Annotated in this window: 17 protein-coding genes and 4 tRNA genes; 10 read left to right on the top strand and 11 right to left on the bottom strand. The window is 69.8% G+C overall.

From position 1 onward, the window contains the following. Positions 1-53: 53 nt before the first annotated feature. Positions 54-1,238, bottom strand: a complete 1,185-nt coding sequence (locus tag AB0J53_RS13865; RefSeq protein ID WP_364171888.1) for a globin domain-containing protein — start codon at positions 1,236-1,238, stop codon at positions 54-56. Positions 1,239-1,274: 36 nt separating this feature from the next. Further along, positions 1,275-1,742 carry an Rrf2 family transcriptional regulator gene (locus tag AB0J53_RS13860; protein WP_364171886.1) on the bottom strand — a complete coding sequence of 156 codons (468 nt, stop codon included), beginning with the start codon at positions 1,740-1,742 and terminating at the stop codon, positions 1,275-1,277. A gap of 83 nt (positions 1,743-1,825) precedes the next feature. Between AB0J53_RS13860 and uppS the strand changes: the two genes are divergently transcribed. Then, the gene (gene uppS, locus AB0J53_RS13855; protein WP_246645113.1) at positions 1,826-2,551 is read left to right on the top strand and encodes a polyprenyl diphosphate synthase; all 726 of its coding nucleotides are present in this window, start codon (positions 1,826-1,828) and stop codon (positions 2,549-2,551) included. Further along, a complete protein-coding gene (locus AB0J53_RS13850; RefSeq protein ID WP_364171883.1) occupies positions 2,548-3,960 on the top strand; it encodes an oxygenase MpaB family protein in 1,413 nt (470 codons plus the stop codon). The genes uppS and AB0J53_RS13850 overlap by 4 nt, the downstream gene beginning before the upstream one ends. Positions 3,961-3,969: 9 nt before the next feature. Here AB0J53_RS13850 and AB0J53_RS13845 read toward each other — a convergent pair whose 3' ends face one another. Beyond that, positions 3,970-4,308, bottom strand: a complete 339-nt coding sequence (locus AB0J53_RS13845; RefSeq protein WP_364171881.1) for a hypothetical protein — start codon at positions 4,306-4,308, stop codon at positions 3,970-3,972. A 133-nt stretch (positions 4,309-4,441) separates the two neighbouring features. Between AB0J53_RS13845 and AB0J53_RS13840 the strand changes: the two genes are divergently transcribed. Further along, the gene (locus AB0J53_RS13840; RefSeq protein ID WP_364171879.1) at positions 4,442-5,077 is read left to right on the top strand and encodes a winged helix-turn-helix transcriptional regulator; all 636 of its coding nucleotides are present in this window, start codon (positions 4,442-4,444) and stop codon (positions 5,075-5,077) included. Positions 5,078-5,119: 42 nt separating this feature from the next. Here AB0J53_RS13840 and AB0J53_RS13835 read toward each other — a convergent pair whose 3' ends face one another. The 5 genes from AB0J53_RS13835 to AB0J53_RS13815 form a co-directional block, all read right to left on the bottom strand. Beyond that, positions 5,120-5,455: a hypothetical protein gene (locus AB0J53_RS13835; protein WP_364171877.1), complete on the bottom strand. Its 336-nt coding sequence runs from the start codon at positions 5,453-5,455 to the stop codon at positions 5,120-5,122. A gap of 602 nt (positions 5,456-6,057) precedes the next feature. After that, positions 6,058-6,134, bottom strand: a tRNA-Phe gene (locus AB0J53_RS13830). Positions 6,135-6,139: 5 nt separating this feature from the next. Further along, positions 6,140-6,214, bottom strand: a tRNA-Asp gene (locus tag AB0J53_RS13825). Between the two features lie 96 nt (positions 6,215-6,310). Then, a tRNA-Glu gene (locus AB0J53_RS13820) sits at positions 6,311-6,383 on the bottom strand. Further along, complete coding sequence (locus AB0J53_RS13815; RefSeq protein WP_364171875.1) at positions 6,384-7,883, bottom strand: metallophosphoesterase; 1,500 nt, start codon at positions 7,881-7,883, stop codon at positions 6,384-6,386. Between the two features lie 102 nt (positions 7,884-7,985). On the opposite strand from AB0J53_RS13815, the gene AB0J53_RS13810 reads away from it, so the two are divergent. Together AB0J53_RS13810 and AB0J53_RS13805 are read left to right on the top strand one after the other, a co-directional pair. After that, positions 7,986-8,327: a metallopeptidase family protein gene (locus AB0J53_RS13810; protein ID WP_308125808.1), complete on the top strand. Its 342-nt coding sequence runs from the start codon at positions 7,986-7,988 to the stop codon at positions 8,325-8,327. Positions 8,328-8,437: 110 nt separating this feature from the next. Beyond that, the gene (locus AB0J53_RS13805) at positions 8,438-9,709 is read left to right on the top strand and encodes an MFS transporter (RefSeq protein ID WP_357583577.1); all 1,272 of its coding nucleotides are present in this window, start codon (positions 8,438-8,440) and stop codon (positions 9,707-9,709) included. Here AB0J53_RS13805 and AB0J53_RS13800 read toward each other — a convergent pair whose 3' ends face one another. After that, positions 9,710-10,003, bottom strand: a complete 294-nt coding sequence (locus AB0J53_RS13800; protein ID WP_357583575.1) for a PspC domain-containing protein — start codon at positions 10,001-10,003, stop codon at positions 9,710-9,712. A gap of 91 nt (positions 10,004-10,094) precedes the next feature. Between AB0J53_RS13800 and AB0J53_RS13795 the strand changes: the two genes are divergently transcribed. Continuing rightward, entirely contained in the window at positions 10,095-11,249 is a 1,155-nt protein-coding gene (locus AB0J53_RS13795; RefSeq protein ID WP_357583573.1) for an acyl-CoA dehydrogenase family protein, read from the top strand. A gap of 61 nt (positions 11,250-11,310) precedes the next feature. Next, positions 11,311-11,383: transfer RNA gene (locus tag AB0J53_RS13790), tRNA-Lys, on the top strand. A 14-nt stretch (positions 11,384-11,397) separates the two neighbouring features. Here the strand turns inward: AB0J53_RS13790 and AB0J53_RS13785 are convergent. Beyond that, a complete protein-coding gene (locus AB0J53_RS13785; RefSeq protein ID WP_364171872.1) occupies positions 11,398-12,378 on the bottom strand; it encodes a helix-turn-helix domain-containing protein in 981 nt (326 codons plus the stop codon). Between the two features lie 119 nt (positions 12,379-12,497). Between AB0J53_RS13785 and AB0J53_RS13780 the strand changes: the two genes are divergently transcribed. Then, the gene (locus tag AB0J53_RS13780) at positions 12,498-13,343 is read left to right on the top strand and encodes an alpha/beta hydrolase (RefSeq protein WP_364171870.1); all 846 of its coding nucleotides are present in this window, start codon (positions 12,498-12,500) and stop codon (positions 13,341-13,343) included. An 85-nt stretch (positions 13,344-13,428) separates the two neighbouring features. Here the strand turns inward: AB0J53_RS13780 and AB0J53_RS13775 are convergent, their stop codons facing one another. Then, a complete protein-coding gene (locus AB0J53_RS13775; protein WP_364171868.1) occupies positions 13,429-14,094 on the bottom strand; it encodes a nitroreductase family protein in 666 nt (221 codons plus the stop codon). 68 nt (positions 14,095-14,162) lie between these two features. On the opposite strand from AB0J53_RS13775, the gene AB0J53_RS13770 reads away from it, so the two are divergent. Together AB0J53_RS13770 and AB0J53_RS13765 are read left to right on the top strand one after the other, a co-directional pair. Beyond that, complete coding sequence (locus AB0J53_RS13770) at positions 14,163-14,540, top strand: helix-turn-helix domain-containing protein (protein WP_364171866.1); 378 nt, start codon at positions 14,163-14,165, stop codon at positions 14,538-14,540. A gap of 99 nt (positions 14,541-14,639) precedes the next feature. After that, the gene (locus tag AB0J53_RS13765; protein ID WP_364171861.1) at positions 14,640-15,047 is read left to right on the top strand and encodes a carboxymuconolactone decarboxylase family protein; all 408 of its coding nucleotides are present in this window, start codon (positions 14,640-14,642) and stop codon (positions 15,045-15,047) included. The last annotated feature ends 33 nt before the right edge of the window (positions 15,048-15,080 follow it).

The raw sequence follows: 15,080 nt of genomic DNA, 5'->3' as shown, positions 1-15,080 counted from the left end.
ACGGCACATAAGTGCACTTAAATACGGGGATCCCGTCGCGCTCTCGGCTCCGCTCAGGCCGCGGCGATCCACAGGTCGGGGCCGAACACCTCGTAGTGGATGTCCCTGGGCGCCACGCCCGCGCCGATGAGCTGGGCCCTGGCCTCCCGCATGAACGGCAGCGGCCCGCACAGGTAGGCCACCGACCCCGCCGGGATGTCGACCCCGGCCAGGTCGATCCGGCCCGCCCTGCCCCGCCGGCCGTCCTCGTACCAGAAGATCTTCTCGCCCCGGGGCAGCACGGCGGTCAGCGCCTCCATGTCCTCGCGCAGCGCGTGCTCGGGCTCGGAGCGGTCGGCGTGCAGCAGCAGGACGCGGCGGTCGCTGCCGGTCTCGGCCAGGTGCTGGAGCATCGCGGCGATCGGGGTGCAGCCGATGCCGGCGGAGGCCAGCACGAGCGGCGCGTCGCCGCCCGCCAGCGTCACGTCGCCGAACGGGGCCGACAGCGTCAGCTCGTCGCCCGGCTCGACGGTGGCGTGCAGCAGGTTGGACACCTCGCCCTCGGGGGCGCCCTCGCCGCGCACCCGCTTGACGGTGATCCGCCGCAGCCCGTCGGCGCCGTGGCCGGACAGCGTGTACTGCCGGAGCTGGTGCACCCCGTCGGGCATCCGCACGCGGACGCTGACGTACTGGCCGGGCAGCGCGGGCGGGACCGGCTCGTCGCCGACGGGCGCGAGCACGAGCGACATGACGTCGGCGGTCTCTTCGCGGCGCTCGACGACCCGCCACGGGCGCCAGGTGCGGCCCTCGCTCGCGCCGGCCTGCGCGTAGATGCGGGCCTCCATGGCGATCAGGGCGCCGGCCATCAGCCAGTAGACCTCGTCCCAGGCGGCGGCGACCTCGGGCGTGACGGCCTCGCCCAGCACCTCGGCGATGGCGGCGAACAGATACTTGTGCACGATCACGTACTGGTCGTCGGTGATGCCGACGGCGGCGTGCTTGTGCGCGATGCGGGTGAGCAGCGCGTCGGGGCGCTCGTCCGGGTTGTCGAGCAGGGCGCCGGCGAACGCGGCGATGGACCCGGCCAGCGCCCTGCGCTGCTCGCCGCTGCGCTGGTTGCCCCGGTTGAACAGGCCGTCGAGCAGCTCCGGCCGCTCGGCGAACATCGTCTCGTAGAAGCGGGCGGTGATCGTGTCGAGCGACGCGCCCACGACGGGGAGGGTGGCGCGGACGGTCGCGGCGCTTTCCGCGGACAGCATGGGGGACCTCCAGAAAATTGGTATCTGGAATGCATATTAAAGAGCCGGTCCGCCGGTCCCCGATCTGGGTGGGACGCCCAGCCCGAGCAGCACCGGCCCGGTCGGCCCCGTGACCAGCGCGTCGACCGTCAGCGTGTCGAGCGACGCGTAGAAGGCCTCCTGCGCCTGGCGCAGCGCCCCGCGCAACCGGCAGGCCGCCCGCAGCGGGCACGGCAGCAGCGCGTCCTCGCACCCCACCACCTCGTGCTCGCCCTCCAGCCGGCGCACGATCGAGCCCACCGTCGCCCGCCGCCCCGCCGCCGTGAGGTGCAGCCCGCCGCCACGCCCCCGCCGGGTCTCCACCAGCCCCATCTCGCTCAGCCGCGAGACCGCCTTGGCCGCGTGCGTATAGGGGATCGCCAGCACGTCGGCGGCGGCCCGCGTGGTTAGCAGCTCGTCACCGCTCACGACGGCCAGGCGCATCACGATCCGCAGGGAGATGTCGGTGAAGGCGGTCAGGCGCATGCCCCCAAGGTAATCCTCCCCACCGGCCCACCTTGACACCACGAAAGGTAAAGCTACAGTTACCCTCAGTTATGGGGGTGGTCATGCTCTTGCCGCGGCACGTCGCCTGCGTGATGGACGGAAACGGCCGGTGGGCCGCGCAGCGATCACTGCCGCGCACCGCCGGCCACGAGGCCGCCGAGGCCGCCGTGATGGACGTCATCGAGGCGGCGCGCAGCGCCGGGGTCACCTGGCTGAGCCTGTACGCCTTCTCCACGGAGAACTGGCGGCGCCCGGCCGCCGAGGTCGACATCCTCATGCGGCTCGTCCGCCGCGCCATCCGCAAGCACGCCCCCGCCCTGCACGCCCGGGGCGTCCGCTGCCGGTTCCTCGGCATGGCCGACCCGCGCATCCCGCAGCCCCTGGTCCGCGACATCACCGACCTGATGACGCTCACCGGCGACAACAGGCGCATGACGCTGACCGTGGCCTTCGACCACGGCGGACGCCGCGACATCGTGGCCGCTGCCCGCTCGCTGATCCGCTCCGCCACGCCCGCCGACCAGGTCACCGAGGACAGCTTCGCCCAGCACCTGCCCTACTCCGACACCCCCGACGTCGACCTCGTCATCCGCACGTCCGGGGAGCAGCGCATCTCCAACTTCATGCTCTGGCAGGTCGCCTACGCCGAATGGGTCTTCCCGCAGGTGCTCTGGCCCGACTTCCGCGCCACCCACTTCTGGGAGTGCCTCGACACCTACCGGCGGCGCCAGCGCCGCTTCGGCGACGTACGCCAGTCCACCACCTTGACCGGGGAGGGTCACCGATGAGCCGCACCACCACAGCGGAGACGACGGACGTCTTCGGCGCCGACTCCATCCTGCGCCGCCTGGTCGGCGAGGCGCGCTGGGGCCTCGCGGTCACCCGCGCCACGCTGCTCGAAGCCGCACATCCGCAGATCGGCGCGGCGCTGATGGAGAACTCGACATTCCTCACCCACCCCTGGCGGCGGCTGCGCAACACCGCGACCAGCTCGCGGCGCATCCTCAGCCCCGACCCCCGCGTACGCGACCGCGAGGTGGCCCGGCTCAACCGCCTCCACGCCCGCATGTCCGGCACCGACGCCCAGGGCCGCCCCTACGACGCCACCGACCCCGAGGCCCGCGCCTGGGTCGTCGCCACGCTCTTCGAGTCGACGGTGGCGATGTGCCGGCTGAGCGGCGAAACGCTCGACGCCGGCGAGATGCGGCGGCTCTACGACGAATACCGCATCTTCCTGACCCTCATCGACGGCGACAACGAGCACCTGCCCGCCACGCTGCAGGAGTTCTGGCCCTACTACGACCACGTCGTCGAGAACCGCCTGGAGAACAACGACGCCGTGGGCGTCATCCTCTACCGGCTCCTGGCCAACGTCCCCGCGCCGCCGGTGCTGCGCGGCCATCCCCTGGTGTGGACGGTCGGCCGGGCCGTGGCGGGCCCGCTGGCCACCGCGGTCATCATCGCCTCGCTCCCGGAGCCGTTCTGCCGGCGCGTCGCGCTGCCCGACCTCCCCGGGGCCCGGACCCTCATGCAGGGCGCCTACCTGACCGCCGGCCTCGCCACCCGCTACCTCCCGGAGGGCTGGACGCGCGTCGACTCCGTCATGGGCCTGCTCGACCCGTCGTCCGCCACCCCGTGGGACACCGTACGCCGCAAGGCCGGGCAGGCCGCGGCCCTCCTGCGCCTCATCACCCCCGCCCCCGCCGCCGACGACCAGCAGGTGGTCCTGTCGGCCGACCGCTTCTTCAGTGAGGTCCTCGACCAGACCGGCGACGGCTACCTGCGCTGGCCGGACCTGGCCGCCATGGCGAGGGAGGTCGCCACCCGGCTCGACCTGGGCGAGCAGGACGAGGAGCGGCTCTTCCAGGCGTACGCCGCCTGGTGGCGGGAGCTCCAGGCAGCCCTCGACAGCGACGACGACGGCCGCGTCACCCGCCAGGAGTACGCCGCCGCGGCCGCCTCGCTGCCCGGGGCCGGGCTCATCAAGATCGCCGATGTGCTGTTCGACGTCACCGACGTGGACGACGACCAGAAGATCGACGCCCAGGAATACCGCGACCTGTTCCGTACGGCCTTCGGCCGCGACCTGGCCGGTGACGGCAGCTACTCGCGCGGCGCCTTCGTCCGGCAGTTCGTCTCGTTCATGTCCGGCCAGGAGCACTCCCAGGCCTACAGCACGCTCCTGACCCAGGCGTGACGACGCCCGCTACTGCCCGCCGTCCGCCGACTTGACCTCGACCAGCACCACGTTCACCTCCCCCGCCAGCAACTCCCAGGCGTGCTCGAAGGCGTCGTCCTGCCAGACGACCGCGCCCGGGTTCAGATCCACGATCTGGGTGGACCCGTCCGCCCAGGTCACCTTCTGCCGCCCGGTGCCCAGGTTGACCACGAGCATCGGGCGGTGCGCGTGCATGGCGCTCTCCCAGCCGTGCGACGCCCGCGCCTGGATCACCCGTACGTGCTCGTTCTCGAACAGCACCTGATGCGCGTCGGGATCCACGACCGTCGCATGCCCATGCTGCCGATCTTCGGTCGAAACACTCACTGCGCCCTCCATCGCCTGTCGATCTGTGCTGACTCCTGAAGACTAACCATCGTCGGTTGTTAAAAATAACCTCACCGTGGACTAGGATGAATCACGTTCCGAGCCAGCAGTGCACCGAGGAGAGACAGCAGCCGTGCCGACCAGCCGCAGCTACCGCGACTCGTGCGGGATCGCGCGAGCACTCGACATCGTCGGGGAGAGATGGGCGCTGCTCGTCGTCCGTGAGCTGCTCCTGGCGCCGCAACGCTTCTCCGAGCTGCGCCACGCCCTGCCCAACGCCAGCTCCAACCTGCTCACCGACCGCCTCCGCGAGCTCCAGCACCACGGCGTGATCCGCCGCCGCACCCGCGAATCCGCCACCGGGCCCCAGGTCTACGAACTCACCGAACGAGGCAGGAAGCTGGAGCCGGTCATCCTGGCCCTGAGCGACTGGGGCATCGACGCCCCCCACCCGCCCCAGCCCACCTCACTCAGCGCCACCTCGGTGCTGATCTACCTACGGGGCCACGTCCACCCCGACCCGGCGGCGCCGCCGACCGTCTGCCGCCTCGAACTCGACGGCACCACCTGGACCCTCCGCGCGGAGTCCGGCCGGATCCAGGTCCACAGCGGCGAACCCGCCACGGCCGACCTCTCCCTCCGCACGACCCCCAAAACCCTCAGCGCCCTGCTGACCGACCCCGCCGCCCTCGACACGGCCCTGGCGGAGGGCACGGTGACCTTCGCCGGCAACCGCCCCGCTCTCAACGGCCTGCTGTACGGAGGCTGAAGGGAATGCCCGGGGCGTCCGTTAGTCCTATGTAGTCGATGACTACTGAGTCACCCTCAACGTCCATTCGACCGACTCGGGGGCCTGCACACGAACTCTGAGCCGCGTCTTCGATTTGAGGTCGATTTGGTTCATAGTCGGCGTGATCGTGCTGTCGAGGCATGTGAACGGCATCGAGACGAGCGGCTCCAAGGCAATCTCCGCTGTTCCTGCGCCTCGGCAGTCGAACATCACCCACATACTGCCCTTGTCTGCCCGAATGTCCGCGATGACGCTGGACCCCCTTGTCGGTCCGGCAGTCGCCAGCGTTTTCGTGCCCGACTCCATGCCGGGGACTCTCAGGGTCTCGGCCGCCGGAGGTTCGATGGTCTCCTCCACTGCGGTAGGGCCAGGCGTTGGGCGGGCTGCGGGTGTAGAGCTGCACGCCGTCAACATCCCGGCGACAAGGAGAACTCCAGCGAGCGACGCTACCTGCCGAATTGCCATCGCCCTATGTCCTCAGCCCTGGGCGATGTACCAGCCGACCTTTCCACTGCCTTCACGATGTCACGCTCTGCCGTCATCGCGACCGAACCCGGACGCGACCGTAACCGACGTAGCCGAATTCGTTCCGGCCGACCCACTCGACGCTGGGCCGGGGCGGGCGCCGATGCCGACGACTTCGCCCACCGTGAAAGGCTTCTCAGTAAAGCCACTTCTCGCATCGGCGGTGTCTGGTCGGCGCCGGCTCCTCGCCTCTCAGCAGGGTCAGCCGTACGCGCTGCCGGGCCTTCCGCTCAGCGATGTTCGCGACTTTCCCAACGCCCTTGTAGGACCCGCCCACGTCGTGCCTGAAGCGGCGGCCGTCCTGCTGCTGGATGCGTAACGGCATGGTGTTGTCCGTCCGGCTCACACCAGGATCCTGCCAGCCGCCGGTGTCGTCGGCACACAAAAACGCCCCGGAGCGAGATCACTACGGGGCATCTTGGTTGTTCGAAAGCTGGTGGTCAGGGGCAGGGTCGAACTGCCGACCTTCCGCTTTTCAGGCGGACGCTCGTACCAACTGAGCTACCTGACCCAGAGCGGTCCTGACGGGACTTGAACCCGCGACCTCCACCTTGACAGGGTGGCGAGCACTCCAAACTGCTCTACAGGACCTTGCGTCTTGCTTCGTTCTCTTTGCGCTCGCTTAGCTTACCAGCTCTTCGGAGGTCCTTCGACCTGCCGTTTCGCGGGTGCGCTAGGCGCTCGCAGTGCCCCCAACGGGATTCGAACCCGTGCCGCCGCCTTGAAAGGGCGGTGTCCTAGGCCGCTAGACGATGGGGGCTCAGGATTCCCTGTCGCCTTCCGTCGGAGACCTCTGAAGCATAGGGGACGATTGCCCTTGATGCCAAAGTGGCGAACCGGCGGCCGGTGACGTAGTGCCGCTGAGCGTCCCCGTTGGCGACGGGGCGTTCGTCGGCGCTGGGGAAATCATACGTCCCGGGTCGGGCTCCACGTGACGCTGCATGTACACCGACTGCTCGCCGAGTCCGCCGAGGGTGATGTCGTCCCAGGCCTGCAGGCGTTTCGTCTCGCGGTCGAAGTACAGGACGGAGGCCTGGACGGGCGTGGGCTCGGCGTGTTCGAGTGCGCGCAGGCCGGCGCCGCCGGTGGAGCCCTGGACGAGGACGCGGGTGCCCGTGGGCAGCATGGTGGTGGAGCGTTTGTGGGCGTGACCGGCCAGGACCATCGGCGTGGCGCCGGAGAAGCCGCGGGCGACGATGTCGTCGTGGACGGCCACGAGGTCGGCGTTCTCGACGTTCTCGCTGTGGGCGCGGCCGAAGGCTTCGAGGGAGGCGGGGTCGGTGTCGACGTGTACGGACTTGTCCGGGGTGAAGCGCGGGTCGCCGAGGCCGTAGATGCTGAGTCCGGCGACGTTGCGCATCTTGTCGTCGAGGACGACGGCGTTCTTCTGCTTGGCGACGGCCTTCTCGGTGGTCTTGGAGTCGTGGTTGCCGCGTACGTACACGTACGGGACGCCGAGGCGGCCGATCTCCTCCACGAACTTGTTCTCGGCCTTGCTGCCGTGGTCGGAGATGTCGCCGGTGTCGACGATCAGGTCGACGGTGAACTGTTCGGTCAGGGACCGGATGACGTTCCAGGCGATCGGGTTGATGTGGATGTCGGAGACGTGCAGGACGCGGATGGAACGGGGGTCGGCGTCGTACACCGGAAGGGTTGAGACCGCGTCGTACAGCTTCGAGACGTTGGTGACGAGTTTGGTGAGTTGCGAGCGGTACGACTCGAACCGGGTGACGATCGACTCGGCGCTGCCCACGAGGGAGGGCGCCGCGGCGACGAGGCCCGTGTAGCGGGGCTCGACGAGCGAGCCGGGGTGAAAGGTCCGGGCGGCGACCAGTCCGGTCGTGGCGAGCGCCACAGCGGCCACCAGGAGGCCCGTCAGGGCGACGCGGGGCCGCCTGAACACCATGAGGACGGCGATCAGCGCGCCGGCGGCGGCGCACAGCAGCGAGCGGATGGCGAGCTCGCGCACGCCGGCGAGCAGGTCGCGCTCGATGATGCTGGGCAGCCGGTCGGTGAGGCGGGGGTCTTCGAGGAGCGATTTGGCGCGTTCCTGGTCGATGTTCTCAAGCGTGATGCGCAGGGTCAGCGGGGCGTCGTGGGTGCCGAACGTGAGCGTGCCCAGCGGGCTGGCGTCGACGATCGTCTCGCCGCTCCAGGAGGGGGCGACGGACATGCCGGTCTCGACGGGGCCGACCTGCGCGTGCACGGTCCCGCTGAGGAAGATGCCCAGCCAGGCGCCGGCCGCGGCGACGACGAGCACCGCCACAGCTTTGGACGCCCGCGACCTGATGACTGCTTTCAACCTGTCCAGGAACTTCATACGGTTTCTTGCTTACCCAGCCCGCGAGGCAGAATGGCACGTGTGATCGAGGTTTCCCCGGAGAAGTTCGAAGAGCTCGTGGCCGAGGCGCTGGACACGATCCCTCCGGAGCTGACCCGTGTCATGAGCAATGTTGTCGTCACAGTTGTGGACGATCCGCCAGAACCCCACCTTCTGGGCCTGTACACCGGCATTCCCCTCACCGAGCGCGGCGACTGGTACTCCGCAGTCCTGCCCGACCGCATCGAGATCTACCGCAATCCGATCTGTCAGATCTGCGACACGGAAGAGCAGGTCGTCGAGGAGGTACGGATCACGGTGGTTCACGAGGTCGGCCACCACTTCGGCATCGACGACGACCGTCTCCATGAGCTGGGTTGGTGACCCTTTAACCTCCGGGTGACGCCAATGGGTTGCGCCTTGCCGAATGATCGGGCACCTTAGGTGACATACTGAACACTCTCAGTCAGGCACAGCGGAGTCCAATGGGGGCCATGCGGACGCGACGGCTGCCGGGACGGCATCGCCGTGCCACAGAGCGCCAAGCCACTTACGGTGAGGTCATCGCCGTCAAGGAGTTCAGAGCGCTCTGGTACGGCCAGGGGCTGTCGCTGCTCGGCGACCAGCTCGCCCAGGTGGCCCTCGCCGTGCTCGTCTACGACCGCACCCGCTCCGCCCTGGCCACCGCCGCCGTCTACGCGCTGACCTACCTGCCGTCGATCCTGGGCGGGCCGCTGCTGGCCGGGCTCGCCGACCGGTTCGCGCGCCGGGGCGTCATGGTGGCCTGCGACCTGCTGCGCGCCGCGCTCGTGGGCGTGATGGCGCTGCCGTTCATGCCGTTCCCGGTGCTGTGCGGGCTGGTGTTCCTCGTGGTGCTGCTCAGCGCCCCGTTCTCGGCCGCGCGCGCCGCGCTGCTGCCCGAGGTGCTGGAAGGCGACCGCTACGTCGTCGGCTCCGCGTTGCAGAACATGACGAACCAGGCCGTGCAGATGCTCGGCTTCGCCGCCGGCGGCGCCGTGATCGCCGCCCTCGGCCCCTACCGCGCGCTCGCCATCAACGCGGCCACGTTCCTCGCCTCCGCGCTGATCCTCGTCACCGGCGTACGGCGGCGCCCCGCGAGCGAGCACGCCGGCGGCAGACCGTCCATGTGGACGATGACCAGGGCCGGCGCCCGCCTCGTGTTCGGCGACCGCAAGCTGCGCACGCTGGTGCTGTTCGCCTGGCTGTGCGGCTTCTACGTGCTGCCCGAGGGCATCGCGGTGCCGTACGCCGTCGAGCTCTACACCGGCACCCTGCCCGTGCCGGTGATCACCGGCCTGCTGATGGCGGCGATGCCGCTGGGCACGGTAGTGGGGGCGTTCCTGTTCAGCAGGTTCGTCACGCCGCCCGGGCGGATGCGGCTGATGGGCTGGCTGGCCATGCTGAGCTGCGCGCCGCTGATCGTGACGGCGATGCGGCCGCCGCTGGAGGTCGTGCTGGGGGCGTGGGTCCTGTCGGGGATCGGGGGCGCCTATCAGCTCGCCGCGAACGCCGCCTTCGTCCAGCGAGTCCCTCCTGACCAGCGCGGACAGGCGTTCGGGCTGGTGCAGTCCGGGCTCATGGCCGCGCAGGGCGTCGCGATCCTCATCGGCGGCTACGCCGCCGAGAAGCTGGGCCCCGAGCCGGTGGTCGCCCTGTCGGGCATCACCGGCCTCATCGTGGCCGCCGTGCTGGCCATGATCTGGACCGAGTCGCGCGGCCGCGTGCGGACGCAGACCGCGACCTGATCACTGCTGCGGCTTCTGCTCGTCGCTCCACGGGCTGGTGCCGCCGCCGCTGTTGCTCTGCTGCTTGTTGATCAGGTCCTGGACGATCGACGTCTCCTTGCCCTCCTCGGGCATGAGCAGCCAGCCGATCGCGTACACGCCCACGCCCAGCCCGCCGAACAGCGTCATGACCGCGAGGCCGATGCGGATGAGGTTCGCGTCGATCCCGACGTACTCCCCGACGCCCGAGCACACGCCCGCGATGATCCTGCCCTTGCGGGTCCTGCGCAGCTGCTTGGTGTTGTATTCGCTCATGCCCCAAGACTGCCCTGCCGCCCTGCGTTCGCACATCGGGATTGCCCCTGGTAGAACCCTGGTAGCCCCCTAAGCGAGGAGAGGACGCGCGATGGACGACCTGCTGCGGCTGGACGACCGGCTCGACGCCGACCAGCGACTCATCCGCGACACCGTGCGCACCTTCGTCGCCGACCGCGTGCTGCCGCACGTCGGCGACTGGTTCGAGGAGGCGACCTTCCCCGCCCGCGAGCTCGCCCCCGAGCTCGGCGCGCTCGGCCTGCTCGGCATGCACCTGGAGGGCTACGGCTGCGCCGGCACCGACGCGACCTCGTACGGCGTCGCCTGCCGCGAGCTGGAGGCCGGCGACTCCGGGCTGCGCTCGTTCGTGTCGGTGCAGGGCTCGCTCGCCATGTTCCCCATCTGGCGCTACGGGTCCGACGAGCAGAAGGAGCAGTGGCTGCCGCGCATGGCCGCCGGCGAGGCCATCGGCTGCTTCGGCCTGACCGAGCCCGACCACGGCTCCGACCCCGCCAACATGCGCACGTACGCCAAGCGCGACGGCGACGACTGGATCCTCAACGGCTCCAAGATGTGGATCACCAACGGCTCCATCGCCGACGTGGCCGTCGTCTGGGCGCAGACCGACGACGGCATCCGCGGCTTCGTCGTCCCCACCGACACCCCCGGCTTCTCCGCCCCTGAGATCCACAAGAAGCTGTCCCTTAGGGCATCGGTCACCTCCTCCCTCTACTTCGACGACGTCCGCCTGCCCGGCAGCGCCGTGCTCCCCGGCGTACGCGGCCTCAAGGGGCCGCTGTCGTGCCTGTCGGAGGCGCGCTTCGGCATCCTGTGGGGAGTCGTCGGCGCCGCCCGCGCCTGCCTGGAGGCCGCCGTCGAGTACGCCAAGACCCGCGTGCAGTTCGGCAAGCCGATCGGCGCCTTCCAGCTCACCCAGGACAAACTCGCCTGGATGTACGTCGGCGCCGCCCAGGCCGGGCTGACCGCCCTCCACCTCGGCGCGCTCAAGGACGCCGGCACCCTGGAGCCCCGGCAGATCAGCTTCGGCAAACTCGCCAACGTCCGCGCCGCCCTGGACATCGCCCGGGAGGCCCGCACCATCCTCGGCGGCAACGGGATCACCCTGGAGTACCCTGTGATCCGGCACATGAACAACCTGGAGTCGGTGCTGACCTACGAGGGCACCCAGGAGATCCACACGCTGGTGCTCGGCGAGGCGCTGACCGGGCTGGCCGCCTACCGGTGACGAGACGAGAGCGAATGGCGTCGCGGGCGGGGCGGTAATCTCTGTACGCTTGTCGTTGCGAGGGGCGTTAGCTCAATTGGCAGAGCTGCGGACTTTTAATCCGTAGGTTCCGGGTTCGAGCCCCGGGCGCCCTACCCCGTCTGACTGGTTACGTGGGCTTTCCGCGTACGGTGCGTGGTGAGCTGCCGTGCCAACGATGCGTGGCGCGGCGCAGGGCGCGGGCGTCGCTGTAGCCGACCCGGTCGGCGACGGCGTCGACGGTGAGGTCTGTGTCCCGCAGCAGCCGCACCGCCCTGTCCTGCCGTACGGTCTCCAGCTCGGCCCGCCAGGTGGTGCCCTGCTCGGCCAGGCGGCGCTGCAACGTGCGGGAGCTGAGGGCCAGGCGGGCGGCGACCGCCCGCAACGAGCAGTCGCCGTCGCGCAGCGCGTCGGCCACGGCCGCGCGGAACCTGTCGTGCCAGGTCGACGCCGGCCGTACGGCGCTCAGCAGGAGGTCGGCATGCTGCCGCAGCACCTGGGCCAGGCCGGGCCTGGCGTACGGCAGCGGCGTCGTGAGGTCGGCGGTGAGGAACGTCAGGCTGTCGGACTCGGCGGCGAAGGTGACGTTCCGGCTGCCGAACAGCTCGGCGACGCCGTCGTGACGCCGGGGCGCGGCATGGCTGAACCCCACGTGCACGGGCGTGACCGTCCTGACGCCGGCGCGGCGCAACTGTTCGAGCACCACGCCGAGACCGAACTCGATCCGGGCGGCGGCCACCGCCGGGGCCAGGCGGGTCGTGGAGCTGTGGCGCACCGTGGTCAGCTCGCCGTCGTCGAGCACCTCGATCGACTCGGTCGCCGGATCGGCCAGGATCGGGAGGTATCTGGCGGCGTCACGCAGGCCGTCCAGCAGGTTCTCGCCCCCGCCGAACATGTGGCTCCACAGCCCAACGCCCTGGTCGGGCAGGGCGCGTACGAGCTGCGCGGCCGTGACACCGGCCAGCTCCTCCCAGAGCGCGTCGGTGACCGACGCCGGCACCCGCACCAGGTCGTGGTGGACCTCGTCGCCGAAGGCCGCCAGCGCGGCGTTCGCCCCCGCGGCGCCGGCCAGTAGCCGGGCCAGCTGGGTCGACACGGTCCCCTCGATCACACCCGCGAGCCTACGCGAATGGCACCTTTCGTCCGCTTTATGGCACGCTTCGGCCGCATCCTCCTAACAGGTGCTGAATAGCGTAGGTTGCGAAAGATTCGCGGCGAAGGAGATCGAGCGTGCGTGAGGTGAAGGCGGCCGACGGCCGCACCCTGGCCGTCGAGGAGTGGGGCGAGCCCGGCGGCAGCCCCGTCGTGTACACCCACGGCACACCCATGAGCCGCCTCGCCCGCTACCCGCATCCCGAGCTCTTCACCGAGCTGGGCATCCGGCTGATCACCTACGACCGGCCCGGCTACGGGAGCTCCACGCCGCATGGCGGACGCCGGGTGGTGGACGCCGCCGAGGACATCCGTACGATCGCCGACGCTCTCGGCCTCGACCGCTTCCCCGTGTTCGGCGTGTCAGGAGGCGGGCCGCACGCGCTCGCCTTCGCCGCCCGCCACCCCGGCCGCGTCACGCGCGCCGCGGCCCTGGCGAGCCTGGCGCCGTGCGACGCGTCCGGGCTGGACTGGACGGCCGGCATGATGGAGAGCAACCGCCGCTCCTCCGAGGCGGCGCTGATCAGCAGGGACGCCCTGGTCAAGCTGTTCGCCGAGGACGAGGAGAGCGCGAGCCCCGCCACGCTGCTGCCGCCCGCCGAGCAGGCCGTCCTGGCCCAGCCCGAGGTCCAGGCCATGCTTCGGCCGGCCTTCGCGGAAGCCGTACGGCCCGGCAAGGACGGGTGGATCGACGACGAGTTCGCCCTGTACGGGCTGCCGTGGGGGTTCGACCCGGCGACGATCGACGTACCGGTGCGGATCTGGCACGGGTCCCTGGACACGGTCGTCCCGGTGACGCACGGGCGCTGGCTGGCCGCCCGCATCCCGTCCGCCACGCTCATCGAGGCGGACGACGCAGGTCACGCCGGTCATTTCGCCGCCACGCCCGCCATGCTGCGCTGGCTCCTGGGAGGCGACGCCTGAGGCGTCAGGCGGTGGCCGGTCGCAGGGCGAGCCCCTCCTGCCCGGCTCATGCCGATCCGGCGATCGTTTCCGGTGAGGGGCGTCGTCATCGGGAGTGGTGTTCGGGCGATCCGTAGGACTCGTGGAACACGTTGCGTTCCCGTGCCCGGCGGCCGGGGTGGCGGCGCTCCTCCGCGGGATAGCCGATGGACATCAGCAGGGCGATGGCCAGGTCGTCGCGGTCTTCGATGCCGATCGCCTTCTTCACCTTGGCCTCGTCCCAGCCGTTCATCGGCGAAGTGGCGAGCCCCATCTCCGTGGCGGCGAGCATCACGTAACTGGCCGCGATCATCGCGTCCTTGATCGCGTACTCCCGCAGCAGGCCGCGCTCCTCAAGATCCGCCTGGAACGCTTGCGACGCCGCGGAGAACATCGTGACGAACTCGTCGTTCCATGCTCCATTGCGACGAGCCTGCTCGTAGACGTCGCTGTGGTCCTCGCGCCAGGACAGCGGCTCGGCGACGAAGACCAGCATGAGCGGCGCCTCCTGCGGCTGGGGCTGACCACCGGTGGCCCAGGCCAGATCCGCACGACCTTCGTCACTGGTGACGGCGACGATGGACCGGTCCTGGAGGTTCCAGCTGGTGGGCGCCTCGATGGCGAGGGCGAGGAGTGCGTCGAGCACGTCCGCGGGGACCGCATCGGGGCGGTAGTGCCGGACGGTGCGGCGGGTGTGGATGGCTTCGGCGACAGACATGGTGTGAGGCGTCATGCCACTCACTATCGGAGAGCGGCTCTCCATGCGGAAGTAGGCACTAATTAGTGCGTTACTCTCCCTTCATGGAGACCATTGTGGAGTCCTCCGGGTTGCCGGCCGACGCCTTCTCGGCGAAGTGCCCGACCCGCCAGGTGCTGGATCACATCGCAGGCAAATGGACGATCCTCGTCGTGGATGCCCTCCTTGACGGCACCATGCGCTACACCGACCTGAGCCGCCGCATCGCGGGCGTCTCGCAGAAGATGCTCACCCAGACCCTGCGCAGCCTCGAAGGCGACGGGTTCGTCACGCGCACCGTCCACCCCACCATCCCGCCCCGGGTGGACTATGAGCTCACCGCGCTCGGGCGCAGCCTTGCCGAGCCCATCACGGCGCTCCGCCGATGGACGGAGGACAACATCAACGAGATCGAACGGGCCCGGAAGCGAGCACGTGACTGACCGACCGGGCATTGGGAAACCCCGGCGATAACCATCACTGATAGTCCCAACGCAAATCATCGTTGGTGGTGAAGCTGATCGGCGGATCATAATGCCCACATGTCCAGTTCCACCGGTCCTCAGGCCGACATCGCCATTCATGCCCGCGAACATCTGACCGTGACGCCTTCCCCAGAAGCTTTCCGCAAGGCCAGAGCCGACGGAAATGAGCGTTTGCGCAGCAGCGGGTCGCTGTTTGAATCGTTCTTCGCCTTGGACGGCGCGGCGTACGCCCCCGGCGCCCTGCCCGCCTCGGTCAAAGAACTGCTCGGCCTGGTGGTATCCGTGATGAAGGACTGCGAGGAGTGCGTCTATTACCATCTCGAACGGTGTGATGAAGAGCGGGTCTCTCGTGAACAGGTGCTTGAGGCGCTGCAGATCGCCCTTGTGGGAGGCGGGTCGGTCACCATTCCGCTCCTTCGCCGAGCGGTCTCGTTCATGGAGCAGCTTCCGACACTCGGTGAGTGAAGTGCGGGCGTAGATTTCCATAGCGGTCAACCG

This window comes from Nonomuraea sp. NPDC049725 (assembly GCF_040674795.1).
GTDB lineage: Bacteria > Actinomycetota > Actinomycetes > Streptosporangiales > Streptosporangiaceae > Nonomuraea > Nonomuraea ceibae.
The sequence above is the reverse complement of the archived record's forward strand: the minus strand, read 5'-3'. Positions and strand labels throughout refer to the sequence as shown.